Raw genomic sequence first — 26,744 nt, 5'->3', positions numbered from 1 at the left:
CCCCGAGTCCAGGGAGGACCAACGCTGCCGCCACGATCTGCGGCCACAGCCGCAACCTACCGCTGTTGACACGGTGTTCCAAGAGACCAGACTGGGACACGGAGACCCCTTCCCCCTAATTGCGCCCAATGCCCCAAAACAGGGGCGGAGCCGCCGGAGACCACGGCGGAGACGCCCCCTCATAATATCCCGCGCATCCTTGGAATGGGCCGGAAATTACCGCCCCTTCAAGGCATTGAGGGCTTCTTCCGCGTTCTGCAATGCGTGGCCAAGCCGCTCACCGGGCTCCGGCAAGGAAAACAGGTACCCCTGCAGCGAATCGCACTCCAGCGCGGCCAGGTAATCCGCCTGCGCCGCCGTCTCAATCCCTTCAGCCGTGACGGTCAGCCCCAGGCTGTGGGCCATGTTGATCATGGAGCTGAGGATCGGCAGGCGCTCGTTGCCGGTCCGCACCATGGACACAAAAGACTTGTCGATCTTGACCGTGTCCACGGGCAGGTCCTGCAGCCGGCCCAGTGAGGAGTAGCCGGTGCCGAAATCATCCAGTGCCACCCTGGCCCCGGCGTCCCGCAGTGTGCTGAGTTGCCGGATCAGGCTGCAGTCGGCGTCGAAAAACACACTCTCGGTAACTTCCATGACCAGCTGGTAGGGGGCCACGCCGCTGGCTGCCGCCAGCCTTAGGACGGTCTCGGCGAAGTCCGGTTCCTGGAGCTGGACCCCGGAGACGTTCACCGCCAGGGACCGCGCCGGATCCTCGCTGAGCCATCGCGCCAGCTGCACCATGCCGGAGGCCATTACCTCGGCCCCGATCTCGCCGATCAGCCCGGTGCGCTCGGCAAGGGGGATGAAGATCGACGGCGGCACCCGCTCGCCGCCGCGGTCCCACCTGGCCAGCGCCTCGAGTTGGACCACCTGCCCCATGCGGTGCGACACGATCGGCTGGAAATCCACGGTGATTTCGCCGCGCGGAACAGCCAGCCGCAGCCCGCCCTCCATGTGGGTGCGCTGCACCAGTGCCTGCATCATGTCCGGGTGGAAGCGGAGGAACCGGTTCTTGCCTGCCGCCTTGGCCGCATACATGGCAATGTCGGCATGCCGCAGGAGTTCCGAGGGCCCAACGCTGTCCTGCCCCAACGAGGCGAGGCCCAGGCTGAGGCTCGGCCGGAGGACAGTGCCGTCGATGGTCACGGGGACGTGCAGGCAGCGCACGATGCACGCCGCGATGGCGTCGGCATCCGGGCACGCCGTCAACAGCACCACGAACTCGTCCCCGCCCAATCGTGCAACGACGTCAGCTGTAGGGACGCAGCCGCGAAGCCGGCGTGCCACTTCGATGAGCATGTCATCACCCGCCTGGTGGCCAAGGATGTCGTTGACCTCCTTGAAGTCGTCCAGGTCAAGGAGCAGGACATCCACCGTCTTCAGCCGGGCTTCCTGAAGTGCTTCGGCCAGGGCGTCGTTGAACACGGCCCTGTTCGCGAGCCCGGTCAGGGGGTCCTGGAACGCCATGGCCCGCAGCTTTTCGGCCTGGACGGCCAGGTCCATCATGGCCCTGTGCGCCTGCTCCTGCGCTTTTCGCCGGGGCGTGACATCGCGGAAGCTCCACACCCGTCCAACGATCTTTTCCTCTACCCGTTGGGGGCGGGAATATCTTTCATAGGTGCGGCCGTCCCTGAACTCGACCACGTCGTGGCTCTCGGCGGCCGGGTCTTCCTGAAGTTCGCCCAGCCGGGCGGTGAAGGCCGCTGGGTCTGCCACCTGCTCCACGATGAGCTGCATGGCCGGTTCTCCGCTGTCCGCTTCCATCAACTCGGGCGGGATGCGCCACATGGCAAGGAATTGTTCGTTGAACCCAGCCACCCTGCCGTCATTGCCCATGACCAGGATGCCGTCGGCAGTGGATTCAAGGGTGGCCGTCAACAAGGACATGGCCTCGCGCAGATCCTCGTCCGCCGCCTTGCGGTGTGCCGTGCCACGGGCGGAGAGCAGCAACCGCGCTCCGGATTGCCCTGCCCGTTCTTCCGATTGCCCTTCGGGTCCGCGCTCTGCGCGGGCGTGGTCCGCGGTTGGCTGGGGGAGGAGTGCGGCCGCCACTTCGATGGGGATCTCGCTGCCGTCGTGACGGAGTCCCCTGATCTCGCGGGGCAGCGGATGCCCTTCCGGCTCTGCAAGGAGCTGGAGGAACAACTGGCCTACCTCGTCGCGGAAATCCTCGGCAATCAGTGGGCGGTGGTCCAGGCCCGCAAAAGCTTCCTTCGGTAAGCCGAAGAGCCTTGACGCAGCAGAATTGGCCGCAAGGATAATACCGTCCGCGGTCAAAGCCAGCAGTGCGTCCGGGCTGGCATCCATGACCACGCCAAAAGTTTGTAATGCCACATCATCGCCACGGCCCATAAAACTGGTCATTACACCACCCCTTCGCCATCATAAAGGCCATTGGCAGGAATTGGGTGCGCACCAGGGAAGGCAAATTAGGCGGCGTGGAACAGAGAAAGCGCCGTCCTCCTTTTGGGGAGTCCGGCGCTTCTTGTTTAGGTGAACAGGTGCTGCGGCTACACCCGGCGGCTGCTGCGGTTGGTGACTGCTCCGTAGATCAACAGAACGACGATGGAGCCGAGGATGGCCAGCAGCCAGGTCCTGAGGTCGAAGAATTCGGCCAGTCCGCCGCCAAAGATGAGCGATCCAATCCAGCCGCCCAGAATGGCTCCGACGACGCCGAGGACCAGGGTCACTACCCAGCCGCCGCCCTGGCGACCCGGCAGGATTGCCTTTGCAATGGCTCCAGCAATCAGGCCCAAAATGAGAAATCCGATAATGCCCATGTTGCCACTCCTTGTCAGTAAGTTGTGCCGGGCCCCCATTTCCGGTTCCATCATTCAATCAGCAGGCTTACTACTGTGCAAGGCCTTGAATATCACAGGATGACTGTCAGTTTCAGGCGGAATGCCGTGCTTTTATCAATCGGTGTCCTGACGGTCCTTGGTTCTCCGTCGTATGGACTGGCTTTGGCGTCCCGTGAACCGTTCATTCTCGGGTGCGGCCTGCCTGGCGTCCGCCGATAGGATGGCAAGTCCCCGAACAGACCAAGGAGCGCAGGCATGCCCAGCCAGACCGCCAGGCCCCGTGCCATCTTCCTCGACATCGACGGAACCTACGCCGACCACGGCCTGGCTCCGGCAGCGCACGTGGACGCGGTGCGGACCGCCCGGGCACGGGGCCACCTCGTCTTTGTCTGTACCGGACGCCCGCTGTCCATGGTCCCCGGCCACATCCTGGACGCTGGGTTTGACGGCACCATCACAGGCGCCGGCGCCAGGGTGGAGGTCAACGGGGAGATCCTCAAGGATGCCCGTTTTGAACCCGGCCTGGCCGCACGCATCGTTGAGGCCCTGGATGCCCACAACGCCGCCTACATCCTGGAGGCCCCGGAAGCCCTGCATGGCCGCACCGGTGTGGACCGGCGGCTGAGGGAGGTGCTGGGCCCCATCTTCGCCGGGCGTCCACGCCACGACGGAGTGCTCAGCACGGACGTGGATCCGCTCGAGGACATCCTGGGGCCAATGCATTACGGCGATGACCTCCGCGCCACCTCCTACGCCAAGATCTCCTGCTTCGATGCACCGGTGCCGCTGACCCGCCTGTTGGAGGCCTTCGGGCCGGAGGTTGGGCTGATCCCGAGCTCCCTGTCAGCGCTCGGCGACCGTGCAGGGGAAATCTTCATGGCCGGCACGCACAAGGCGGTGGGCATCCAGGTGGTGGAAGCCCGGCTCGGCCTGGACCGGGCCGACATCATTGCCATCGGCGACAGCGCCAACGACATCGAAATGCTTGAGTACGCAGCCGTCGGCATCGCCGTGGAAGGCGGCCACCCCGCCGTCCTTGCCGTGGCGGACAGGACCACTGCCGCACCCGCCGGCAACGGCGTGGCCCTGGCCTTCGCTGAGCTGGGGCTCCTCGGCTAGGCCGTCCCCTGTCGGGCGTCAGCCCACCGCGCCTGCCGTGGCCAAGGTGCCGGCGGAGGTGCCAAGGCCGCGCACCAGCCAGCCTTCCTCCCGCCACGCTGCCGCGTCCAGCACGTTCCGCGCGTCCAGGACCACCCGCCGTCGTACCAGCTGTCCGGTGACGGCGGGGCACAGCCGCCGGTACTCGTCCCATTCGGTGAGGAGCAGCACCAGTTCGGCATCCTGGAGTGCCCGCCCGGTGGACGCCTCGAAGCGCAGGCGCGGGTAGCGGCGCCAGGCAAGATTGACCGCTTTGGGGTCGGTGACGGTGACGTGCGCCCCGGCAGCGGCCAGCCGGTCCGCCACATCCAGCGCCGGCGAATCCCGGATGTCGTCCGTATCAGGCTTAAAGGAGACGCCCAAAACAGTGACCGAGCGTCCGGCCAGCGCTCCGCCGCACAGCTCCCTGGCGAGGCCGACAGTGCGTTCACGCTGGCTAACGTTCACCGAATCGACCAGCCGCATCCAGTCCTCCACGGCGGGCACGCCGAGTGTGGCGGCCTGTGCGCGGAAACTGCGGATGTCCTTGGGCAGGCAGCCGCCTCCGAATCCCAGCCCCGCGTGCAGGTACCTGCTGCCGATCCTCGGATCCAGCCCCATCGCCGCGCTGAGCTCCGTCACGTCCGCGCCGGCAGCATCACACAGCCCTGCCACTGCATTGATGAAGCTGACCTTGGTGGCCAGGTACGCGTTCGCGGCCGATTTGATCAGCTCTGCCGTGGCGAAGCTGCAGACCAAGCGGGGGATCCCGGCGGCCAGCAGCGGTTCATAGACGGCATCCAGTGCTGCCGCCACCCCAAGGGGTGCGCCGGTTGCCGGGTTGAAGGCAGCGGGCCGGCCGCCCTCCACGCCGTAAACCAGCCGGTCCGGCACCAGCGAGTCCTTGACGGCGGTGCCCTGCCGTAGGAACTCGGGGTTCCAGCCGAGCAGTACGTCGGGCCGTTGCGCCAGGATGCCGCGCAGCATGTCCACGGTGCCAACCGGCACGGTGGATTTGCCCACGACGACGGCGCCCGCGGCCAGGTGCGGCAGCAGGCTTTCCAGGGCGGAGACCAGGAAGGTGAGGTCGGCGGCGTCGGACGCCTTGTCCTGCGGCGTCCCCACGCACAGGAAATGAACCTGCGCGCCCCTTGCCTCTGCCGGGTCGGTGGCGAACCGCAGCCTTCCGGTAGCGCGGCCGTCCTGGAGCAGCTCGTCAAGCCCGGGCTCGTGGAATGGCGCCACCCCCTGCGCCAGTTGCTGCACCTTGCCGGGATCGACGTCGATGCCCACCACCGAGTGCCCCATGGATGCAAGGGCCGCCGCGTGAACAGCGCCCAGGTAGCCGCAGCCTATTACAGAAATCCTCATGACGGTGCTCCTGCCTTTGACGCCTTCCGCGGGGGACCGGGAACCGCCGCGGTGACGTCCCGGTAGTGCTGCACCAGTTCGGCGCACAGCGCTGGCCAGGTCCTGTCCTGCACCGACGCGTGGGCTGCCGCCGCGAACGCCCGGCGCTTGGCGTCGTCGCCCACCAGGTCCTGCACCCTGGCGCGCATGGCCGCCAGGTCGCCCGGTTCGTAAAGCCACCCGGTCCGCGAATTCTCCACCAGGTCCAGCGGACCGCCCCGCCCCGTGGCCACCACAGGTACAGCCGATGCCATGGCCTCCTGGATGGTCTGGCAGAAGGTTTCGAACTCGCCGGGGTGGACGAACAGGTCGAAGGACGCCACCGCCCGGGCCAGTTCTTCGCCGCCCAGGAACCCGGTGAACACCGCGCCGGGGAGTGCCGTCTCCAACGCCGTGCGCTGGGGCCCGTCGCCCACAATCACCAGCCGGGTGTTGGGGAGGCCGGAGAGGGCGGCCAGGTCCTCCACCTGTTTTTCCACGGCGAGCCTGCCCACGTAGCCGATGATCCGTTCACCGTTCGGGGCCACCGAAGCCCGCCACCCGCCGTCGCGCTTTTCCGGTGAAAACCGCGCGGTGTCCACGCCGCGGCGCCACATGCGCACCCGCGGAATGCCCCGGCCGCGCAACTGGTTCAGCGCGAACGTGGAGGGCACGAGGGTTCGGGTGGCCAGTAAATGAATGTTCTCCACCCGGTTCCATGCCCAGTTCTCCAAAAAGGGCACACCGTACCGGGCGGCATAGCTGGGGACCTCGGTCTGATAGACCGCCACGGTGGGAATGCCCAGCTGCGCGGCAGCCTGGGCGGCGCGCCAGCCCAGCACGAACGGCGAGGCAAGATGCACCACATCGGGCGCGTACTCGGCAAGGATTCGCTTGACCCGGTACACACCTCCCACGGCCACCCGCACGTTCGTATAGCCTGCCAGCGGAACCGCTGGAAGCCGGTGGACCTCGGCACCGTTGACGTGGACCGCGGCCTCCCCGTCGTGCGCGGACGGGGCAATGACCATGACGTCGTCGCCCCGCTCCTGCAGATGGTCCAGGACCCGCAGGATTGAGTGCGTGACGCCGTTCATCAACGGCAGAAATGATTCGGCGACGATTGCGATCCTCACCCCTCAACCGTGCGCGGCTTCCCTGAAATGGCGGGGGAGTAGGCATTACCCGGAGGCAAAGGCCCGGTGAACAACTGGACCCAGTCCCGAAAAAAATTACTAAGTAGGCTTGGCATTCGATGCTAAGCATGCTTACGGTAGGGGGGTAGTCAGCGCAGAGCCTCAAGCAGCCGGGGCGGAAACCGGGCGTCGGGGACATCCCGCGCAAGGACATCCATTGCTGGCAGACCCAGTGCAACGACACATCCAAGGAGAGTCATGCTCAACAGGGAAAATCTTGAAAACCTGCTCACCAAGGGCGGCAACGTCGTCGGTTCCGATGGTACGAAGATCGGTTCGATTGGCCAGTTGTACGCAGACGACGACACGGGTGAGCCCACTTGGGTCACGGTCAAGACCGGCCTTTTCGGCACCTCCGAATCGTTCATCCCGGTCGAAGGCGCACGCCACCAGGACGACGACCTGGTAGTCCCCTACACCAAGGAGCACGTCAAGGACGCGCCCCGCGTGGACGCGGACGGCCACCTCACCCCCGAGGAAGAGGACCGGCTTTACACCTACTACGAACGCGGTGCCCGGACCTACACGCAGGCAACCACCGGCACTGACCGGGACGTTGACCTGCAGGGCGACGCCGACCTGAACGCCGGCACCCCCACGGCAGGCCTGGCGGCAGGCCACGGCACCTCCGACCGCGACACCACACGGGGAACCGTCGGCCACGACACCTCCGGCCCCACCACCGATGACGCCATGACGCGGTCGGAGGAACAGCTTCACGTGGGCACGGAGCGTGAGGCCACCGGCCGCGCGCGGCTGCGCAAGTACGTCACAACCGAGAACGTCACCAAGACCATCCCGGTGGAGCGCGAAGAAGTCCGCATTGAGCGCGAGCCCATCACGGACGCCAACCGCGGTGCCGCCATGGGCGGACCGGCCATCAGCGAGGAAGAGCACGAAATGGTCCTCCATGAGGAGCGCCCGGTGGTGGAGAAGGAAGCCGTCCCCGTGGAGCGGGTCCGGCTGGACAAGGATGTTGTCCGCGACGACGTCACGGTCAACGAGGAAGTCCGCAAGGAAAACATCGAAACAGACGGCGGCAGCCGCCGCTGACAGGTGCGGGGGACTCGTCCCTACGTTCCGCGGGCAGGCTGGCTGAAACAGCGGCCCTGACACGGTGAACGGCGCCGGGAGCCTACTTGGAGGCTCCCGGCGCCGCACTCTTTAAACGCTGGTGCAGCCGCGCATAAACGTGGCTGCACCAGCCAGTAGGACGAATATCTTCAGAACTTACGGTTCATCTCTCATTCGCGGCTCCTGTTTTCCCGGTTTACGGAATCCGGGTCATCGAACTGGCGCCGGGTCACGGCGGCGGCCAGCAGAAATCGCAGCACGCCCTCGGCGGGGCAGCGGGTGTTGGTTTCTACCAATTTTACGGCGGCCTCCAGGAAAAAGCGCCGGCGTCCCGGTCATTTGATTGATCATCCGCACCCCCGTGGAGCCTGTCGTTCGCGGGCAGAGCCCACCCGGCGTGACACCATGGAGCACGATGAAACTGCGCGCTGACCAGACCGGAGACCGTGGCCTTCCCATGCCGTTGTGGCTGCAGGGAGCCCTTGAAACGGCGCAGGCGGCCATCATTTCCGCGCTGGTGGTGGTGGCGCCCATCGTGGCTGTCTGGGCCACCGCCGGTTTCCAGAACGGGCAGTTCGAGGTCCTGGCCCGGCTGGCAGGCCAGTCCTGGCTCCTGGTACACGGCGTGCCGCTGGAACTGGCGGGTGCGGGACCGCAGGCGGCCACGCACGGCGGAACCGGCGTCCTTAGCCTGATTCCCCTGGGCTTGACCCTGATCCCGTTCCTCCTTGCCTGGCGGGCTGGCCGCCGGCTGGCCCGTGCTTCCTACACGGACCAGCTGTGGCAGGCGCTGCTTGGATCCTGGGTGGTCTACGGGGCTTTCGGCGCCGCCACCGGGTTCGTCTGCCGCAATGCCGACGTCGTCATCAATCTTTGGTACGCCATGCTGGTTCCCCTGGTTCCCTACGGACTGGGCATGGTGATCGGCGCGCGCAGGGAAGCAGGATCCTGGAGCCGGCTCATCGGGGTTGACGCGGTGGACTGGATTTCGCGCACCAGCCAGCATTCGCGCTGGGCCGGTTCCTACTTCGCGTCGGTGGCCAAGGCAGGATTCGTGGCGGTGGTGTCCGCGCTTGCGTTGGCAGCAGCGCTGCTCGCAGTTGACCTGTTCATCCACTGGAACCTTGTGGTGTCTGTCTATGAGGCGCTCGACGCCGGCCCGGTGGGAGGTGCCGCCCTCACCATCGCGCAGCTCGGCTTCCTGCCCAACCTTGTGGTCTTCGCCCTCGCCTGGACATCCGGTGCCGGCTTCGCCATGGGCGTGGGCTCCCAGGTGGGTCCGCTGGGCACCGCCGTGGGTCCGCTTCCGTCCATCCCCGTCCTGGCCGCCATCCCCTCGGGCCCCCTGGATTACGCCTTCGTGGCCATGATCGTTCCGGTGCTGGCCGGTGTCATGGCGGGGTGGTGGTTCCTCCGGGAGGGAGAGAACCACTTTGATGAGTGGCTTGCCATCAAGGTCCACGCCCGCTGGTTCACGGCGACAGTTTCCACCCTCGCCCTTGGCGCGCTGGCCGGCGTGGCCGCGGGGCTGCCGACCCTGTGCCTGGCCTGGGTTGCCAGGGGTTCAGCCGGGGTGGGCCGCCTGACCGCCATTGGACCTGACCCGCTGTGGACGGGACTGTGGGTGGCCGCCGAGGTGGCTGCCGGCGTCGTGATTGGCTACGCGGCCGGACCATGGCTGGAACGCGAGAAAAGCACGGCTGTTGAACGGGACGCGGAACTGGTCCACTAGGACCTGCGCGGGGCCTAGCGCACCTTGGTGGGCAGGACGTCCTGGAACTGCACCATGCAGGCGTGGGTGGCCCGGTCCGTCAGCGCACGGCCAAGGCAGGCCTGGTACTCGCGGACCTGGTCAAAGAGGACCATGGTGGTGACAATCAGCAGCACCATGACGGCAGCGACCACCAGGCCGGAAATGGTGCCGAAGAGAATCAGCTTGGATTCCTTCAACCGGACTGCACGGACCAGCAGGACAATTCCCAGGACCAGGCCCGAGTCGGTGAGCACCGTGGTCAGCCAGAGGTAGCCCACATCCAGCTGGTAGACGAAGAACGCGCCGAGCACCGAGACCACGAACATCCGGAACAGGGTCTGGGTCTTGGCGAGGGACGCTTTTGCCGCCTCGCTGAGCGGGGGCCTGACCTGCTGCTGCCCGCTCCGGCCCGGTTCGCTGTTCATGTTTTCCAGCGTACGCGAGCCTGCACCTAAGCTGGACCAATGCGTATCGTCGTCCTCGTTTCCGGCACCGGGTCCAATCTCCAGGCAGTCATCGACGCCGTCAAGGCGGGCGGGCTCGCTGTGGAAATCGCTGCGGTGGGCGCGGACCGCGAAGGAACGTACGGCGTCGAACGCTCCGCTGCCGCCGGCATCCCCACGTTCGTGGTGGACTTCAAGGCCTACCCGGACCGTGCCGACTGGAATGCCGCCCTGACCGAAGCCGTGGCCGCCTACAAGCCGGACGTGGTGGTGTCTTCAGGGTTCATGCGGATTGTCAGCCCCGGTTTCATCGACGCGTTCAACGGCAGGTACCTCAACACGCACCCGGCGCTGCTGCCGGCGTTCCCAGGGGCCCATGGCGTGCGGGATGCGATGGCATACGGGGTGAAGGTCACGGGCTGCACCGTCCACTGGGCGGACGCGGGCGTGGACACCGGCCCCATCATTGCCCAGGAGGCCGTGAGCATCGAGGACTCAGACACCGAGGAAACGCTGCACGAACGCATCAAGGTGGTGGAGCGGCGGCTCCTGGTCTCCACCTTGGCGGCCCTCGCCGCAGACCCCTCGTTCACGTCCCCCCAGCCCCCCAACTAGCTCGCAGTTGTTGTCGTTTTGACCCGTCAAAACGACAACAACTGCGAGTCACTTAATCATCGCCGCAGCTGGCTGTGGATAACTCCGGCAGATGGCAGAAGTGTTTGCGACTATGGTCGCGTGAAGACGCCTCGTCCACTTCCCGCCGAGATCGCCCGGGTGCCGTTTACGTGCCAGGAAGCGGTCGACGCCGGCGTAACTCTTAGGCGGCTGCGCCACGGAGAGCTGGACGCACCCAGCCGCGGCATCAGGGTCCCGCAGGACGGCTCGGGCCAGGGTCGAGAGGGCACGGCCCTGTCTGAAGCCTTGAGACCGTTTACGAGGATCACTTCGTTTTCGGCGGTGTCCCACGCCACGGCCTTCACGTTCTGGAGTTTTCCTGGTTTTTTGCCCGGTCAAGAGGACCCGCTGATCCATATCTCCCGTCCGGACACCAGGGCTATTCCCCGCCGCAAGGGCGTTGTCGGCCACGTAGGACAGTTCTTCGATGACGAGATCGTGCACGTGGAAGGGGTGCTGGTAACCAGCAGGCCCCGGACATGGCTGGACAATGCCCGAAGGATGAGCGTTGAGGAGCTGACAGTAGTGGCGGACCATCTTCTGCGGGTGCCGAGGGCTGCGTTCGAAATCAGGACGGAGCCGTTTTGTACCCTTGGGCAGTTGTCCGACATGTTGGATCGACACAAAGGTACACCCGGCATCCGGAAGGCAAGACTTGCCCTGGAGTTGGCGCGGGTTGGTTCGGACTCGGCGCCGGAGACGCGGCTTCGGCTTGCCTTGAACGCCGCGTGCCTGCCTGAGCCGATGCTGAACATGCCCATCGAACTTCGCCCCGGCGTCATTCGTCAGCCTGACCTGAGCTATCCGGAGTACAGGATTGCGGTGGAATACGACGGCGACGGCCATTCCGAGCCACAACAGATCGTTAGGGATATCGACCGCGAGGAGGATTTCAGCCGAGGAGGATGGCTGCTCGTGAGGATCTCAAAGCGCCACATGCAAAACCAGGCGTTGTCCGCCCTCTCGAAAGTGCGCGGGGCGCTTCTCAGCAGAGGCTGGGTACCAAAGTAGCTCGCAGTTGATGCCGTTTTGACGTGCGAGAACGACAGCAACTGCGAGTCAGTTGGGAGCCGTCTACTGCAGCCGGCGCTGGCGGGTTTCGGGGGAGAAAAACGCCATCCACAAAACGGAGACCAGTACCAGGGCTCCCGCCAGTGCAAACGACGTTGCAAGCCCGAGTTCCGGCCAGAAGTAGTTCGCGAAGATCAGCGGCCCAAAACCTGCGCCGAGGCGCGAGAACGTGGATGCCCAGCCGAAGCCGGTGCCGCGCAGTTCTGTGGGATAGAGCTCGGACACGTAGGCATACAGCACGGGGATGGCCACCTGCACCACGAAGCCGAACACCAGCAGCCAGAACACCGCGGCCGTGGGGATGTCCACCACGAAAGCCACAATCACCAGCGTAAGAGCGGACAGCGGGCCGGTGATGGCCAGGATCCATTTGCGGCCCACACGCTCCACCAGGAGCGCTGCCACCACCACGCCAAGGAAGCCGACGGCGGCCATGGAGGCTGTGGTGACGAAAGCCTTGTACTCGGCGAACCCTGCGCCGATGAGGATGCGCGGCATCCAGGTCAGGGACAAGTAGTAAACCAGCAGGATGCTGAAGAACAGGGACCATGCGGCGGCGGTGATCTTCCAGCTGAACTGCCACACTGAGCGCAGCTGCGTCCAGGCGCTGCCGGCGGAGAGCCGCGGGACATCCCTGGCGTCCGGAAGGCTGTAGGCACGCGGTTCTGCCCCGGTTGCTTCCACCAGTCCGTCGATGATCCGGGCCGCTTCCTCCCGCCGGCCTTTCCGGATCAGGAACAGCGGGGACTCGGGCACGCTGCGCCGGACCCAGAAAACCAGCAGCGCCGGCAGGACCATCACCAGCATGGTTAGCCGCCAGTCGCCGTAAAGGGCCACCAGCCCGGCCGAGACGAATCCCGCCAGGGCAGCGCCGATTGGCCACCAGCCATCCATGGCCGTAAGCACTTTGCCGCGCTGCTTCCGCGGCGTGAACTCACCCACCAGTGCGTAGTCCACGGGAATGCAGCCGCCCAGGCCGAATCCCGCCAGGAACCGGAAGGCGCAGAACCAGATGAAGTCGGGGGCGAAGGCGCCGCACACGGTGAACACGGAGAAGAGCAGGAGGGTTGCCGTGAAGGCCTTCTTGCGCCCAACGGTGTCCGCGATGGTTCCCCAGATGAAGGCGCCCAGCGCCATGCCGACCAGGTTCGCCGTGCCCACCCAGGCCGCTTCCCCCGCGGAAAGGGACCAGTGCTTGGACAGCAGCGGAATCAGGATGCCGTTCAGGGTTACATCCCAGGCATCGAACATGAAGCCGAGGCCTCCGATCAGGAAGATCCTGCCCTGGACTTTCCATCGCCAGGGCAGTTCCTGGACCACCTGTTCGCCGCTGGGCACAGTGGTGTATGTATTCATCGCCGCCTCCTGTCCAAAACTTTAGCCCGGCCCCAGCCCGTTCACACTCCGGCGTCCACGCCGGGCAACCGCGCCCTTCGCGATAAACTGGCCCTATCCCCACCAACCGCGGCCCTGTACCGCGAGATAAGACGGAGACATTTGTGAGCTTCACGCAGCATGAGCGCGTATCCATTGACCGTGTACCCATCCGCCGGGCCCTGATCTCGGTTTACGACAAAACCGGTCTGGAGGAGCTCGCCACGGGCCTGCACGCAGCGGGCGTGAAGCTCGTCTCCACCGGCTCCACGGCAAAGAAGATCGCCGCCGCGGGCATCCCCGTGCAGGAGGTGGAGGAAGTCACCGGTTCCCCCGAAATGCTGGACGGCCGCGTCAAGACGCTGCACCCGCGTGTGCACGGCGGCATCCTGGCGGACCGGCGCGTTCCGGCCCACATGGAAACCCTTGCCAGCATGGACATCGAAGCCTTCGACCTGGTGGTGGTGAACCTCTACCCGTTCGTGGAGACCGTCAAGTCCGGCGCCGCCCAGGATGACGTCGTCGAACAGATCGACATCGGAGGCCCCGCCATGGTGCGTTCGGCCGCCAAGAACCACGCCGCCGTCGCCATTGTGGTGGACCCGTCCTTCTACGGCCAGGTGGTGGAGGCCGCCGCCGCAGGCGGCTTCGACCTGAAGACCCGTCGCCGCCTCGCGGCCAAGGCATTCGCCCACACCGCTGCCTACGACAATGCAGTGGCCACCTGGACCGCCAGCCAGTTCCTGGACGAGGACGGCGACGGCGTCATCGACTGGCCTGCCTACGCCGGCCTGTCCCTGGAACGCTCCGAGGTCCTCCGCTACGGCGAAAACCCGCACCAGCAGGCTGCACTGTACGTGGACAAAGCCGCCCCGGTGGGCATCGCCCAGGCGGACCAGCTGCACGGCAAGGCCATGAGCTACAACAACTTCGTGGACGCCGACGCCGCCCTGCGCGCTGCCTACGACTTCAGCGAGCCCGCCGTCGCCATCATCAAGCACGCCAACCCCTGCGGTGTGGCCGTCGGCTCCAAGGACGCCGCAGACCCCATCGCCGACGCGCACGCCAAGGCCCACGCCTGCGACCCCGTCTCCGCGTTCGGCGGCGTCATCGCCGCAAACCGCCCCGTCACCGCAGGCATGGCCAACACCGTCAAGGACATCTTCACCGAAGTGGTCATCGCCCCCGGCTTCGAGCCGGAAGCCGTGGAGATCCTGTCCAAGAAGAAGAACATCCGCCTGCTCGCCCTGCCCGAGGGCTACGGCCGTTACCCCACGGAGTTCCGCCAGGTCTCCGGGGGCATGCTGGTCCAGGTAAGCGACAAGGTGGACGCCGATGGCGACAACCCCGCCAACTGGACCCTCGCAGCCGGTGAAGCAGCGGACGAGAAGACCCTCGCGGACCTTGCCTTCGCCTGGACAGCCTGCCGGGCCGCCAAGTCCAACGCCATCCTCCTCGCCGAGAACGGCGCAGCTGTGGGCATCGGCATGGGCCAGGTCAACCGGCTCGACTCCTGCCGCCTGGCCGTGGAGCGGGCCAACACGCTGGGCGTCACGGTGGAGTCCGACGTCGAAGGTGCCGGCGGTGCCTCCAACGCCAGCGCTGCCGGGGCACCGCAGCGGGCCCGCGGCGCCGTGGCTGCCTCCGACGCGTTCTTCCCGTTCGCCGACGGCCTCCAGATCCTGATCGACGCCGGCGTCCGCGCTGTCGTGCAGCCGGGCGGATCCGTGCGCGATGAAGAGGTGATCGCGGCAGCCAATGCGGCCGGCATCACCATGTACTTCACCGGGGCCCGCCACTTCTTCCACTAGGACAAACGACGGCGCCCGCCCCCTGAGCAAAGGGGGCGGGCGCCGTCGTCGTTGTGCCGGCTTAGTCCTGGTCAGCTGAACCGGGGCCGGGCTCCGGAAGTTGGATCTCCCGGGGCCTGGCCTCTGCCATTCGTTGCTTTGTCCAGTACTCGAGGACTTCCTCGTGTGACTGGGTCAGGTCAACGTGGCTGACAGGATCCTCGTCGGGCCCGGGTTCCTTAGGATTTTGCTGCACTGGCGTAGGTTGCCTGGATGACTGAGCCCCAGTATGGGCCGTACATCACGGCAGAACGGTTGTAGCCGTAGCTGTTGATGGAGTTCTGCACGCCATCGGAGCTGGTCCCGATGAACCACGGGCCGCCTGAGGAACCCCCGGTCATGTCGCAGGGGATGCCCTGGCTGTTGAACTGCGGGTTGTTCGGATCATTGGTTGCCGTGCCGGTGCAGCTCTTGAGGGTCTCACCGTTGTACGGGGCAGCGGCGGGGTAGCCGTAGGACTTGTAAGTCAGGCCCCGGGCCTGGTTGAAGGCCACGCCCGAGCCTCCGACCACAGCGGTGAGGTTCTTGCCGTTCAGGGGGTTCATGACGGCGAAGCCGGTGTCGTACGTCATGTCACCGTTTGAGACCCACTGGCTCGGCGCGTACAGGGCCCGTGCAGACCACTTGCCATACGGTGCTGCGCCATTCTCATAGGCAGGAACAAAGACGAAGTTGGTGGCGTACGCTCCAGGCCCCTCGTTAACGCAGTGTCCCGCTGTGGCAACCGTGCTGCCGTTGGTCGATGAGACAGCGTTGCCGGAGCACACATAGTTGGCGCCCCCCAGGGTGAAGAAGACCTTGCCGATGTGGCTGACCGGCGTTTCGCTCTTGGCAGTGCTGCCGGTGCTCTTGGTGCCCTTGGTGGAAGACGGTTTGCCCTTCTCCACGACGGCTGCGCTGGAGCGGTTGCCGCGTTCCAGCGCCTTGCCGGCAAGGGTATCGCCGGGGATGGCGCTCTGCATCCGCTCCGGTGTCCAGTAGTCGGCAGCACCCGCCGCGTCAAGGACAGCACTGGTAACGGACGGATTCGTGTGGTCGTCCGCGGCTGCTGGTGTTGCGGTGGCGGCACCTGCACTGGTGAAAGCCAGAACGGCGGCCGCGGAGAGGCTCAGGAGGGCGGAAGCCAGAGACCTGGTGCTTGTCATTGTTGTCCTGTCTGAACGGGGAAAGGCGTGGGAATGCCAAGTGTGACCCTGCGAATTTATCCCTCCATGACAGATTTGTAAATAGTAGTGACGTATCATGTATGGCCTGCATTGTCCCGGGATGGAGCCCTGGCGGCCGGGTGCCCGGGCGCGGCGGGCACCCGGTTTCCTGCCGCCGTCGGCCGTTCTCCATCGCTGTAATCCTGCCCGGGGCAGGGGTAACGCTGGGCCTCCGGTACGCTTCAAACTGGTGTCCTCGGGTAAGTTGTACATGGTGAAATAGACCGAATTTTCACAACCAAGCCGACCCACAGGGAGACGCCCGCGCATGTCCAAGATTATCTACACCCACACCGACGAAGCGCCGATGCTGGCTACCTATTCGTTCCTGCCCATCATCGAGGCGTTCGCTTCGACAGCAGGTGTGGAGGTGGAGACCCGCGACATTTCGCTCGCCGGCCGCATCATCGCCCAGTTCGGTGACTACCTGACCCCCGAGCAGCAGATCGGTGACGCCCTTGCTGAGCTCGGTGAGCTGGCGAAGACGCCGGAAGCCAACATCATCAAGCTGCCCAACATCAGTGCCTCCATCCCGCAGCTGAAGGCCGCCATCGCCGAACTGCAGGGCCAGGGCTACGCGCTGCCGGACTATCCGGACAACCCCTCCTCCGACGAGGAAACCGCCGTCCGCTCGCGCTACGACAAGATCAAGGGCTCGGCCGTGAACCCGGTCCTGCGCGAAGGCAACTCGGACCGCCGGGCCCCGCTGTCAGTCAAGAACTACGCCCGCCAGAACCCGCACTCCATGGGCGCCTGGACCCCTGACTCCAAGACCAACGTGGCCACCATGGGCCAGGATGACTTCCGGTCCAACGAGAAGTCCGTGGTCATCGAGTCCGAGGGCACCATCGCCATCCAGCTGGTCCGCGAGGACGGCTCGGTGAAGGTCCTGAAGAAGGCCTTCCCGGTCCTGGCCGGCGAGGTCATCGACGGCACTGTGATGCGCGCCGCCGCCCTGGATGAATTCCTGAAGGCCCAGGTGGCCCGCGCCAAGGAAGAAGGCGTGCTGTTCTCCGCACACCTGAAGGCCACCATGATGAAGGTCTCGGACCCCATCATCTTCGGCCACGTGGTCAAGGCCTACTTCTCCGAACTCTTCGAAACCTACGGCAAGCAGCTCTCGGCAGCCGGCATCAGCCCCAACAACGGCCTTGCCGCCATCCTGAGCAGCCTTGAGGACCTTCCCGCGGATGTGCGCGACGGCGTGCAGAACCTGATCAAGAAGGGCCTGGAAGACGGTCCCGCCCTGGCCATGGTGGACTCGGACAAGGGCATCACCACCTTGAACGTCCCCAGCGACGTCATCGTGGACGCTTCCATGCCTGCCATGATCCGCAGCTCCGGCCACATGTGGGGCACGGACGGCAAGGAGGCGGACACCCTGGCCGTCCTGCCGGACAGCTCCTACGCCGGCATCTACCAGGTGGTCATCGATGACTGCCGCGCCAACGGTGCCTACGACCCCACCACCATGGGCACTGTGCCGAACGTTGGCCTCATGGCACAGGCAGCCGAGGAATACGGCAGCCACGACAAGACCTTCGAGATCCAGGAAGCCGGCCGGATCCAGATCGTGGACGGCTCGGGCAACGTGCTGATCGAACACGAGGTTTCCGAGGGCGACATCTGGCGCGCCTGCCAGACCAAGGATGCCGCCATCCGCGACTGGGTCAAGCTGGCCGTCACCCGCGCCCGTGCCTCGCAGACCCCGGCCGTGTTCTGGCTGGACGAGGAACGCGCCCACGACGCCAACCTCATCGCCAAGGTCAACGAGTACCTGAAGGACCACGACACCAACGGCCTGGACATCCAGATCATGTCCCCGGTCAAGGCCATCGCCTTCACCCTGGAACGCATCCGCAAGGGCGAGGACACCATCTCCGTCACGGGCAACGTGCTCCGCGACTACCTCACGGACCTGTTCCCCATCCTGGAGCTGGGAACCAGCGCCAAGATGCTCTCGGTCGTTCCGCTGATGAACGGCGGCGGACTCTTTGAAACCGGTGCCGGCGGTTCCGCGCCGAAGCACGTCCAGCAGCTGCTCAAGGAAAACCACCTCCGCTGGGACAGCCTGGGCGAGTTCCTGGCGCTGGCCGTCAGCTTCGAGCACCTGGCCACCACCACGGGCAACGCCCGCGCGCAGGTCCTGGCCGACACCCTGGACCGCGCCACCGGCACGTTCCTGCTGGAGAACAAGTCCCCGAGCCGCCGCGTGGGCGAGCTGGACAACCGCGGCAGCCACTACTTCCTGGCCCGCTACTGGGCGGAGGAGCTGGCCAAGCAGACGGACGACGCCGACCTGGCCGCCGCTTTCGGTTCCGTCGCCAAGGAGCTGTCCTCCAAGGAGGAGACCATTGTGGGCGAGCTGGCCGAGGTCCAGGGCTCACCCGTGGACATTGGCGGCTACTACCGCCCCGAGGATGCCAAGGCCTCCGCGGTGATGCGTCCTTCCGCCACCCTTAATCAGGTCATCGCCGGCCTGGCCTAGCACCGGCCGCTGCTGCGGCAGCTGACAAAGAGAGGCGGTGCCCGGATCGTTCCGGGCACCGCCTCTCTTTGTGCTCTTTATAGTATGGGCGGGTTAGTTCTTGCCTTTGCCTTTGTCGGCGTTGCTGTTCTTGCCGGTGTCCGCGCCGGAGCCGCCCGCGTTGCCCTGGGCCGGTGCCGGGGCGGGAGCCGGCTGGGGCGCGGGTGCCTCGGCGGTGGGGGATGGGCTTTGAGCTGCCTGCGCGGCGTTCCGGGCATCCTCGGCGGCTTTGGCCGCAGCCTGCTGTGCGGCGACAACCTCGTTCAGGTCTGCCCGGACAGCGGAGGCCACGGTGGTGATGCTGCGGCGCCGTTCCTCCGAGACCTTGCCCTTTGCCTGCAGTGAAGTGAGGTCGGCTTCAAGGCCTTCCAGCGCCTTCAGTGCCGACGCAGGATCGTTTTGGGACGACGCCTGCGTCACTTCCAGCACGCGTGCCTGGAGCTGTGCCGCAGCTTCGCGCTGAAGGCCGTTTCCCGGCGCCGCGCAGGCGCTGAGGAAGCCTGCCGCCAGAAAGGCCGCCGAGAAAGCCAGGACCAGCCGGCCCGGGATTGTCTGCCGCGGCGTCACGGCTCCACGCTTTTCTGCAGCTCCTGCAGATGGTCGCCCAGGACGCCGGTCACGGTGGGATAAGGGACGACGTCGGCGGGCCGGGCCGAGATGCTCATCATCACCGCAGCCACGGCTGCAGCAATGACAAGGACACCAAGCACGACGACCAGCCAGATCCGTTGGTTCCGGGACAGACGGGGTGTGCGGGGAGCCTTGCCTGCGGATGCACCGGCAACCACTCCGCTCGTTGCCACTCCGGAACCAGCCGGCGATGCAGCAGGTTGGGCGGCTGATGCGGGATCGGCAGCCTCTGTAGAGGCCGCTGCCTCGCGCACATCATCCACCGATTCCTCAGCGGTGATCGAGGGCGGGTGGAAGGGCATGGCGGGAAGCACCCGCGTGGTTTCCGGTGCCAGTTCTCCCGGCGTTGAAGCCGGCGAGACCAGTGCCTGGCGGAGTGCCGTTTCGATGTCGGCGGCCGCAGGGCGTTCCAGCGGCTCGATGCCAGTCATGGAACGGATGAGGTCCGCCCATTCCGGGGGAACGTCGTCGGGGATCTCCGGGGCGCGGTGGAGCCGGGCAACGGCGGATTCCACTGCGCTGCCGGGGTACTCCACGGTGCCCTTGATGCACTCAAGCAGCACCAGTCCAAGGGAGTAGATATCCGTGGCTGACGAAAGGGGTTTGCCAAGGGCCTGCTCGGGGCTGAGGTAGGCAGCCGTGCCCACCATGGTGCCCGTGGCCGTGAGCCGGGTGGAATCCGCGATCCTGGCGATGCCGAAATCCGTGAGCTTGGGCCGCAGCGGCTCACCCGGGCGGATCTGGACCAGCAGGATGTTCGCCGGTTTGATATCGCGGTGGATGATGCCCAGGCCATGAACGTACGCCAGAGCGTCGGCGATGCCGGCTCCGATCACGGACAGCTCTTCCAGGGGTACCCGGCTGTGCCTGATGCGGCTGCGCAGGTCCTGGCCCTCGACGAGTTCCATGGTCAGGAAGGGCCGGGGCTCGTCCGGAATGCGGTCATCGATTCCGGCGTCGAAGAGCGTCACCAGGCCGGGGTGGTTCAGGGTGGCCAGAAGTTGGATTTCGGCTTCCTGCCGCTTAAGCTCGTCCGCATCCGGAGCCTGCGGGGCGAAGAGTTTCAACGCCACGTCACGGCCCAGCTTTTCGTCCCGTGCGCAGTACACCGACGACATCCCGCCGCGGCCTATGACCTCACCTAAACGATAGCGACCGCCGACAACTTCATTCTTGATGGAGCTAGGCGATTCCGCCACCATGACCGTTCCTCCCGGTGCGCTGCGGCACTGTCGTACCTCAAATTATACGGGCGGGACGGCGGAACCAGCGATTGACCTAGGGTTTCGCGTTGCGACACGCCGACGGCCCGGCGGCGATTTCAAACACGTTCGCCGCCGGACCATTGGCTACAAGGACATGTGTGCTGATGACATGTTTTGTACTGTTACTTGGTTGTTGGGTGGGTGTCCTCCTCTCGTCAGCCCGCCGGGTGCTGCCGCTTCAGGCGCGTGCGCGGGCGGTTTCCTTACAGGACTCAGGCCTCAGGACACCTTGCGCTTGCGGAGCATCAGGAGTCCGCCTGCCAGAAGCACCAGCGCCAGGGGAACCAGCGCTCCGTCCCAGCCGGTGTTGGCCAGGCGGGTGTGGGCTGAGCCGGTGTTGGCAAGGGCAGGATTGCCGCCAGTCGGAGTGCTCCGCGGTGTGGTGACCGGGGCGATGGCCCCGCTCACTGCGGTGGAGCCTGCCGGTGCAGCGGTGAAGTTGCCGCTTCCTGCAGTACCAGTACCGCTTGTGGAGCCATTGCCGGAAGTCGAGCCGCCGTTGCCGGCAGGGTCGCCTGACCCCGGAGTGCTGGTTCCGGGATCAAGGGTGCCGGTGTCTCCGGTGGTGCCGTCTCCCGGGGTGGTGGTTCCCGGGTCAGCGGTGCCGGGTGTGTTGGTGCCCGGAGTGCTGGTTCCGCTGTCATTACCGAGTCCGATACCCAGGTCAATGCCAAGGTCGACAACGGCATCCAGGCCGCCAGCGTCCGCAGTTCCGGTGTCCACACCGGCTCCAAGGTCGATGCCTGCGTCGACTCCCCCCGATGTATCACTGCTGGTGACGCCACCGATGGTGAGGTCGAGAACTGCCTCAACGGTAGTGCCGAGCCCACTGGTATCGCCGGCACTCACGCCGCCGAGTCCCAGGTCTGCGGCTGCGTCGACGGCGAGGTTTGCCGTGGTGGCGTCCGTGGTGGTGGTGCCGGTGCTTCCGAGGCCGAGGTTTACGTCCACTGCGGCGGCCAGGTCGGTGGTGCCGGTTGTTGTGGGGTCGGTGGTGCCGGCGAGTCCCAGGTCTGCGGCTGCGTCGACGGCGAGGTTTGCCGTGGTGCCGTCCGTGGTGCCGGTGTCGGTGCCGGTGCTTCCGAGGCCGAGGTTTACGTCCACTGCGGCGGCCAGGTCGGTGGTGCCGGTTGTTGTGGGGTCGGTGGTGCCGGCGAGTCCCAGGTCTGCGGCTGCGTCGACGGCGAGGTTTGCCGTGGTGGCGTCCGTGGTGGTGGTGCCGGTGCTTCCGAGGCCGAGGTTTACGTCCACTGCGGCGGCCAGGTCGGTAGTGCCGAGCCCACTGGTATCGCCGGCACTCACGCCGCCGAGTCCCAGGTCTGCGGCTGCGTCGACGGCGAGATTTGCCGTGGTGGCGTCCGTGGTGGTGGTGCCGGTGCTTCCGAGGCCGAGGTTTACGTCCACTGCGGCGGCGACGCCTGTTGAGCCGGCCGGCGTTGGGTCACCCAGCAGGCCCAACGACGTCGAGTCAGCGGGCGCCGCCGCCGAGATGAGGGCGGAAGCGGAAAGATCCGTCCCGCTGGTGGTGTCCGCTGCGTTTGCGGCAGCGCAGCCGAAGGCCAGAAGGCCGCCGGCAAAGAGGGTGCTAAGCAGCCCCCTGCGAAGGGTGCAGTTCATGATGGTTACTCCTGAAGTTGAGGTAGTTCGGGCGCTTATCAGCTGCCCGTAAAGCCACGTGCTGCCCGTTGGGGGCAGACGGCCTCAACTAGTCAGGGGAAGAACCGGGGTCGAACGACACCGGCGCAGGGGCGTGCTCGGAGGCCTCGCCGGCGGGAACAGCGCCAGGCCGCTCAAAACCAAAATAGGCAGGGCTAAGCCATGCTGCGGCACCGGATGAACCGCCGGATGATCCAGCGCTGCCGGTGCCGGATCCCGGTGCGGCAGGAACCTGGGCAGGCAGCGGTGCCGGCTCGACGGGAAGGGGCTGCCCCGACGCGGGGTCAGCCGGGACAGACATGCCATCCCACGGGGAGGACGTGTTGGCCAGGGCTGCACTGCGTACCGTTGCCAAGGCCACGCTGCCGCCGGCAACCGGCGCCGTGGGCGACGCATCCGGTTCCTGCCCCGGTTCCAGCCCCGTTCCGGCCCCATCCGGAAGGATTTCCAAGGCCACGGGCTGAGCTGCCGCGGGACCAGGGACAACCCCGGAAGGAAGATCTGCCGGCACGGCGTCAACGGCCGGGGCGGGAAGCGGAAGTGGAGCGGTGCCGGTCAGAAGATCGGCAACGGGCTGCAGCGCCGGTTCAAGTACCGGGACGGCCTCGGCTGCAGGGGCTACAACAACCTGCACCACCCCGGCCGTCACGGTGTCGGCGATCTCCCCAACGGGAGCGGAGACAGTGGAAAGGGTTCCCGCCGGAATCACCTGGTCCAGCACGGGAACGGAGTTAATGAGCTTGTCGGCAACGCCGGCGACCTGGGCTACGACAGGCTGCACCAGTCCAGTGCCTGCAGCAGGTCCGGCCGGGGAGGCAGCAGGAGCCAGTGAAACAGTGTCCGCAAGTTCGTAGGCCAAGGATGAGGCCGAGCCGGTGACGCTGCCGAGCAGGGAAGGGGAGTCAGGCCCGGCGTCGGCGGATGCTGAAGTTGACGAAAGCGCCAGCCAAGTAACTGCGGCTGCCCCGGCAAGGAGCGCTGGTCGCAGGGCACGCCATGGCGAACTCATGCTAGCCATGCGTACCACCCCCCAGTGAGCTGTGCAATCAATGCTGGCTAAAGCCTATGACTCCTTGTTGCCGCAAGTCCAGACTTTGCTAAAGGGATTTTACAAAGGGCGGGAACAAGCACTGAAGGTGTCAAGGGCGAAAGCAGGAAGTCACATGCCCCAACCTCACCGCGAAAGCCGCCTTGCCGACGTCGAGCATCTTTCGCGGCGCCTCTTGCTAATGGCCGTCGTTGGGGTAGGTCACACCGAGCTGGGCACGAACGCCATCGAAAAGCCGCATGGTGTTCAGTGTGTCTTCGAGCGGCATCACCGGACTCTCCGTCACTCCCTGCTGGACACACCGCATTACTTCGCGCAGCTCGTAGGTGTACCCCTTGCCCACAACGTCGAAGGTTTCCGTCCGGCGGTCTTCCCACCCCTTGGTGATGAGGAGTTCGCGGGGGTTGTTGATGGAGCCCACGCTCTGCATGAAGCCCAGGCTCCCTGCGACGGTCGCCGTGCGCGGACCGTGTGCCAGGAGTGAGGAGGTGAGCTGGACCTGGGCCGCGTGGCCGTAGCCGAGGGTCATGGCGTTCTGCGAATCCACGCCGTCGTCGTTGACGAAGCCCGTGGCGCTCACGGTGTGGGGAAAGCCAAGGGTGCCCAGCGCCCACAGGAGTGGGTAGACGGACAAGTCCAGCAACGCCCCTCCGCCGTCCTTCCGCGCCCACAACCTGGCCGTGGGGGAGTAGGGGGCGGGGAAGCCCAGGTCCGCGGTAATCCAGTGGATGTCGCCAAGTTCACCCGAAGCTGCGATCTGGAACGCGCGCTGCATCGAGGGCAGGAACCGGCTCCACATGGCTTCCATGAGGAAGAGACCTCGGCTGCGGGCAACATCGATGAGCTCGGATGCTTCCCGGGCGTTGATGGTGAACGCCTTCTCGCAGAGCACGTGCTTGCCGGCGTTGAGGGCGGCGAGAACCATCTCGTGGTGCTGCGCGTGCGGCGTGGCGACGTAGACAACGTCCACGGCGTCATCGGCGAGGAGCCGCTGGTAGCCGGGGACACCGCCGTCGTCACCATAGGCTTTTGCGAAGTCATAGGCCACGGCAAAAGCGTCCGCGCTGTCCTGTGCCCGGGAGCTGACCGCGTACAGCTCGGCGTCTTCAAGCAGCGCGAGATCCTGGGACACGGCGCGGGCGATGCTGCCCGTTGCAATAATTCCCCAGCGCAGGGGAGCCCCGGTGGCGGAGCGGGGATCCTGGTCAGGCTGGCTGGAAAGCCATGGCGTGGCGATGGGAGCAGTCATAGCTGCAATCCTGTCACAGCGGCGGGTGAGGACCGGGGACGTGCCGGCGACGGGGACAAGCAATAAAGGGGCCAGCGGTGGGGGACGGGATGTCCCCCACCGTTGGCCCCTTGGCTGAGGTCAGGCGGAAGCGGCGACGGCGGTCCGGCCGCGGACCGGTTCCTCCGTCAGCTTGCCCTGCTGGAGGCGGAAGCGGCGGTCCGTCTTGTTCGCCAGGGCCCGGTCGTGGGTGACCACCAGGATGGTGGTGTCGTGGTCGCGGCTCAGCGAGCTGAGGAGTTCGATGATGTGGTCGCCGGTCTGTTCGTCAAGGTTGCCGGTGGGCTCATCGGCGAGGATGAGCTTCGGTTCGGTGGCCAGGGCCCGCGCAATGGCCACCCTTTGCTGTTCGCCGCCGGAAAGCCGGTTGATGCGCCGTTCGTGCTTGGACGGATCCAGCTGGACCTGCTCCAGCAATTCCCTGGCGCGCTCCAGCCGGGCGGCCTTGCGCACCCCGGCAAATTCCATGGGGAGCATGACGTTGTCCACGGCGGACAGGTTGGGGATCAGGTTGAACTGCTGGAACACGAATCCGATGTCCCGGCGGCGGTATTCCGTCAGCTTGCTGTCCGGCAGGCTCGCCAGGCTGACGCCGTCCACGACGACGTCTCCGCTGGTGGGCTTGTCCAGTGCCCCAAGGAGGGACAACAGGGTGCTCTTGCCGCTGCCGCTCTTGCCCACGATCGAGGCCAGGGTGCCCTGGTCCAGGGCGAAGCTGACGTCGTTGACCGGTTTGATGGTGCGGTCACCGGAGTTGAAGGTGCGGACCAGGTTCTTGACTTCTATCATGGCTATTCTCCTCGCAGGACTTCGATGGGACGGATGCGCGCGGTGAGCAGCGCGGGAACCAGGGCGCCGATGATGGCGACACCGAACACAGCAGCGATGCCACCGGCGATCACCCCCGGTGAGGCGCTGGCGGTCACGGAGTTCAACAGCTGGGAAGCGCCGCCGAAGGGTCCGCCCTGGCCGCCCGGGAAGCCCGCGCCACCACCGGCCCCGCCCGGGACACCGCGGCCCGTGGCGGCGGTGGTTCTGGTGGTGTTGCTGCTGATCAGTGCCGAGGCGATGCCGCCGCTGGCGAACGATGCAATGGCGGCACCGACGGCGCTGCCCAGGGCTGCCAGGACCAGTGCCTCGAGGACGAACTGCAGGCCGATGGTGCGGTTGGGCGCGCCGATCGCCTTCAGCACGCCGATTTCCCTGCGGCGCTCGCGGACCAGCATCACCATGATGAGCAGGATGATGAGCCCTGCGGTGCCCAGGGCGGCGATGAAGGCGATGAAGGAAATGTTCTTGACGCTGTCCAGCGAACTGACCGCGGTCTGCAGGTTCTGGCCCTGGGTGACATCGGCCTTGTCCGTGCCGAGAGCCGTCTGCAGGGCCGTCTTGGTGCTGGCCACGTTGTCCATGGAGTTGACCGTGACGATCATGCTGGACAGTTCACCCGGTGTGCCTGCCAGGGTCTGGGCGGTGGGGAGGGTGACATACACAGCGTTGTTGCCAAAGGTGGTGCCGGCGTCGAACAATCCCGAGACCGTGTAGGTCTGGTCGTTGATGGTGAAGGTGGAGCCAACCGTGAGGTTGTTCTTCCCTGCCAGGGTGGTGCCCAGCAGGGCACTGGTGGATGCTGCCGAGTAGTCGCCGAGCCCGGAGCCCTGCGTGATGTTCAGTGCCTTGCCGGTGGTGTCGACTTCGGCGCCAATGCCGGTGGCGGTGATCGGCAGGGACCGGACGGGCTGCTGCGTGGTTCCGGTGGAGCCCGTGCTTCCGTTGGCCTGCTGGTTGCGGTTGCCAAGGGTGCCTGCGTCCACCGCCGCCGTGAGGCTGGTGGTCAGTGTGGCTGCCGCCTGGCCGCCGGGGCCGCCCTGCCCGTTCTGGCCTCCGGGCCCTGCCTGCCCGGTCTGTCCCGTTTGCCCGGCCGCGGCCTGTGCGGCCGCTTCGGTGGCATTGCGCAGCCGCAGGGAGGATGTCCCGACGACGGCACTGACGTTGGGCACGCCGGCGGCCGTGGCTGCCTGGCTGGTGGTGAGCGGCTCACCGCCGCCTTCGAAACCTTGCCCGCCGGCGGGGTTGACGGTCAGGACGGTGCCGACGGACTCATTGAGCTCCTGCACTTTCGCCCCGACCGCCTGGTTGGCTACCAGCATGGCCAGGGCAAGGCCAATGGCGACGGCCAGCACCGCGACAACAGCTGCGGTGCGGACCTTGTTTCTGAAGGCATTGCCTACGCTTCGGGCAAGGACGCTCACGTTACTCCTATGACTCAGGTGCCGGCGCGGAGGGCCGGCTTCGCATCAACCCTCGCTGGGCATCCTGT

General features: G+C 66.2%; 22 protein-coding genes. 7 read left to right on the top strand and 15 right to left on the bottom strand.

Annotated features, from left to right (window positions below; translation table 11 throughout):
- Positions 1 to 216 precede the first annotated feature (216 nt).
- Together AC6JAM_RS02895 and AC6JAM_RS02890 are read right to left on the bottom strand one after the other, a co-directional pair.
- The gene (locus tag AC6JAM_RS02895; RefSeq protein ID WP_018771806.1) at positions 217 to 2,349 is read right to left on the bottom strand and encodes a putative bifunctional diguanylate cyclase/phosphodiesterase; all 2,133 of its coding nucleotides are present in this window, start codon (positions 2,347 to 2,349) and stop codon (positions 217 to 219) included.
- Between the two features lie 203 nt (positions 2,350 to 2,552).
- Positions 2,553 to 2,822, bottom strand: coding sequence for a GlsB/YeaQ/YmgE family stress response membrane protein (locus AC6JAM_RS02890; protein ID WP_056393405.1), 270 nt, complete (start codon positions 2,820 to 2,822; stop codon positions 2,553 to 2,555).
- A gap of 276 nt (positions 2,823 to 3,098) precedes the next feature.
- On the opposite strand from AC6JAM_RS02890, the gene AC6JAM_RS02885 reads away from it, so the two are divergent.
- Positions 3,099 to 3,962: an HAD hydrolase family protein gene (locus AC6JAM_RS02885; protein WP_056393407.1), complete on the top strand. Its 864-nt coding sequence runs from the start codon at positions 3,099 to 3,101 to the stop codon at positions 3,960 to 3,962.
- Between the two features lie 18 nt (positions 3,963 to 3,980).
- On the opposite strand, the gene AC6JAM_RS02880 is transcribed toward AC6JAM_RS02885, so the two are convergent.
- Positions 3,981 to 5,351: a UDP-glucose dehydrogenase family protein gene (locus AC6JAM_RS02880; protein ID WP_497933976.1), complete on the bottom strand. Its 1,371-nt coding sequence runs from the start codon at positions 5,349 to 5,351 to the stop codon at positions 3,981 to 3,983.
- On the bottom strand, positions 5,348 to 6,505 hold the full coding sequence (locus tag AC6JAM_RS02875) for a glycosyltransferase family 4 protein (RefSeq protein ID WP_497933973.1): 1,158 nt from the start codon (positions 6,503 to 6,505) through the stop codon (positions 5,348 to 5,350). The genes AC6JAM_RS02880 and AC6JAM_RS02875 overlap by 4 nt, the downstream gene beginning before the upstream one ends.
- A 258-nt stretch (positions 6,506 to 6,763) precedes the next feature.
- Between AC6JAM_RS02875 and AC6JAM_RS02870 the strand changes: the two genes are divergently transcribed.
- On the top strand, positions 6,764 to 7,618 hold the full coding sequence (locus tag AC6JAM_RS02870) for a DUF2382 domain-containing protein (protein ID WP_056393412.1): 855 nt from the start codon (positions 6,764 to 6,766) through the stop codon (positions 7,616 to 7,618).
- A 436-nt stretch (positions 7,619 to 8,054) separates the two neighbouring features.
- Positions 8,055 to 9,371 (top strand): cell division protein PerM, encoded by a 1,317-nt coding sequence (locus tag AC6JAM_RS02865; RefSeq protein WP_497933971.1) that lies wholly within the window; start codon positions 8,055 to 8,057, stop codon positions 9,369 to 9,371.
- 14 nt (positions 9,372 to 9,385) lie between these two features.
- Here the strand turns inward: AC6JAM_RS02865 and AC6JAM_RS02860 are convergent, their stop codons facing one another.
- Positions 9,386 to 9,817 carry a hypothetical protein gene (locus tag AC6JAM_RS02860; RefSeq protein ID WP_497933969.1) on the bottom strand — a complete coding sequence of 144 codons (432 nt, stop codon included), beginning with the start codon at positions 9,815 to 9,817 and terminating at the stop codon, positions 9,386 to 9,388.
- A 39-nt stretch (positions 9,818 to 9,856) separates the two neighbouring features.
- Between AC6JAM_RS02860 and purN the strand changes: the two genes are divergently transcribed.
- A complete protein-coding gene (purN, locus tag AC6JAM_RS02855) occupies positions 9,857 to 10,450 on the top strand; it encodes a phosphoribosylglycinamide formyltransferase (protein WP_497933968.1) in 594 nt (197 codons plus the stop codon).
- 120 nt (positions 10,451 to 10,570) lie between these two features.
- The gene (locus AC6JAM_RS02850; RefSeq protein WP_497933966.1) at positions 10,571 to 11,521 is read left to right on the top strand and encodes a putative endonuclease domain-containing protein; all 951 of its coding nucleotides are present in this window, start codon (positions 10,571 to 10,573) and stop codon (positions 11,519 to 11,521) included.
- A 63-nt stretch (positions 11,522 to 11,584) separates the two neighbouring features.
- Here AC6JAM_RS02850 and AC6JAM_RS02845 read toward each other — a convergent pair whose 3' ends face one another.
- Complete coding sequence (locus AC6JAM_RS02845; RefSeq protein WP_018771795.1) at positions 11,585 to 12,937, bottom strand: MFS transporter; 1,353 nt, start codon at positions 12,935 to 12,937, stop codon at positions 11,585 to 11,587.
- A gap of 143 nt (positions 12,938 to 13,080) precedes the next feature.
- On the opposite strand from AC6JAM_RS02845, the gene purH reads away from it, so the two are divergent.
- Entirely contained in the window at positions 13,081 to 14,766 is a 1,686-nt protein-coding gene (gene purH, locus AC6JAM_RS02840) for a bifunctional phosphoribosylaminoimidazolecarboxamide formyltransferase/IMP cyclohydrolase (RefSeq protein WP_497933965.1), read from the top strand.
- Between the two features lie 61 nt (positions 14,767 to 14,827).
- Here purH and AC6JAM_RS02835 read toward each other — a convergent pair whose 3' ends face one another.
- On the bottom strand, positions 14,828 to 15,001 hold the full coding sequence (locus AC6JAM_RS02835; RefSeq protein ID WP_497933963.1) for a hypothetical protein: 174 nt from the start codon (positions 14,999 to 15,001) through the stop codon (positions 14,828 to 14,830).
- Positions 14,985 to 15,950: a trypsin-like serine peptidase gene (locus AC6JAM_RS02830; RefSeq protein WP_018771793.1), complete on the bottom strand. Its 966-nt coding sequence runs from the start codon at positions 15,948 to 15,950 to the stop codon at positions 14,985 to 14,987. The genes AC6JAM_RS02835 and AC6JAM_RS02830 overlap by 17 nt, the downstream gene beginning before the upstream one ends.
- Before the next feature lie 328 nt (positions 15,951 to 16,278).
- On the opposite strand from AC6JAM_RS02830, the gene AC6JAM_RS02825 reads away from it, so the two are divergent.
- Entirely contained in the window at positions 16,279 to 18,498 is a 2,220-nt protein-coding gene (locus tag AC6JAM_RS02825; protein WP_497933961.1) for an NADP-dependent isocitrate dehydrogenase, read from the top strand.
- Positions 18,499 to 18,591: 93 nt separating this feature from the next.
- Here AC6JAM_RS02825 and AC6JAM_RS02820 read toward each other — a convergent pair whose 3' ends face one another.
- The 7 genes from AC6JAM_RS02820 to AC6JAM_RS02790 all read right to left on the bottom strand — a co-directional run bounded on the left by AC6JAM_RS02820 (position 18,592) and on the right by AC6JAM_RS02790 (position 26,676).
- Positions 18,592 to 19,104: a hypothetical protein gene (locus tag AC6JAM_RS02820; RefSeq protein ID WP_495635465.1), complete on the bottom strand. Its 513-nt coding sequence runs from the start codon at positions 19,102 to 19,104 to the stop codon at positions 18,592 to 18,594.
- Positions 19,101 to 20,369, bottom strand: a complete 1,269-nt coding sequence (locus AC6JAM_RS02815) for a serine/threonine-protein kinase (RefSeq protein WP_497933960.1) — start codon at positions 20,367 to 20,369, stop codon at positions 19,101 to 19,103. Before AC6JAM_RS02815 ends, AC6JAM_RS02820 begins: the two co-directional genes overlap by 4 nt.
- A 282-nt stretch (positions 20,370 to 20,651) precedes the next feature.
- Complete coding sequence (locus AC6JAM_RS02810; RefSeq protein ID WP_497933957.1) at positions 20,652 to 22,049, bottom strand: hypothetical protein; 1,398 nt, start codon at positions 22,047 to 22,049, stop codon at positions 20,652 to 20,654.
- Positions 22,050 to 22,137: 88 nt separating this feature from the next.
- Entirely contained in the window at positions 22,138 to 23,106 is a 969-nt protein-coding gene (locus tag AC6JAM_RS02805) for a hypothetical protein (protein ID WP_497933955.1), read from the bottom strand.
- 208 nt (positions 23,107 to 23,314) lie between these two features.
- Positions 23,315 to 24,385, bottom strand: a complete 1,071-nt coding sequence (locus AC6JAM_RS02800) for a Gfo/Idh/MocA family protein (protein ID WP_134164573.1) — start codon at positions 24,383 to 24,385, stop codon at positions 23,315 to 23,317.
- 120 nt (positions 24,386 to 24,505) lie between these two features.
- On the bottom strand, positions 24,506 to 25,213 hold the full coding sequence (locus tag AC6JAM_RS02795) for an ABC transporter ATP-binding protein (protein WP_497933953.1): 708 nt from the start codon (positions 25,211 to 25,213) through the stop codon (positions 24,506 to 24,508).
- Between the two features lie 2 nt (positions 25,214 to 25,215).
- Positions 25,216 to 26,676, bottom strand: a complete 1,461-nt coding sequence (locus tag AC6JAM_RS02790; protein WP_497933951.1) for an ABC transporter permease — start codon at positions 26,674 to 26,676, stop codon at positions 25,216 to 25,218.
- Positions 26,677 to 26,744 lie beyond the last annotated feature (68 nt).

Source organism: Arthrobacter sp. GmRoot5-12, assembly GCF_059739365.1.
Note: the sequence above shows the minus strand (reverse complement) of the source record. Positions and strands in the feature narration are given on the sequence as shown.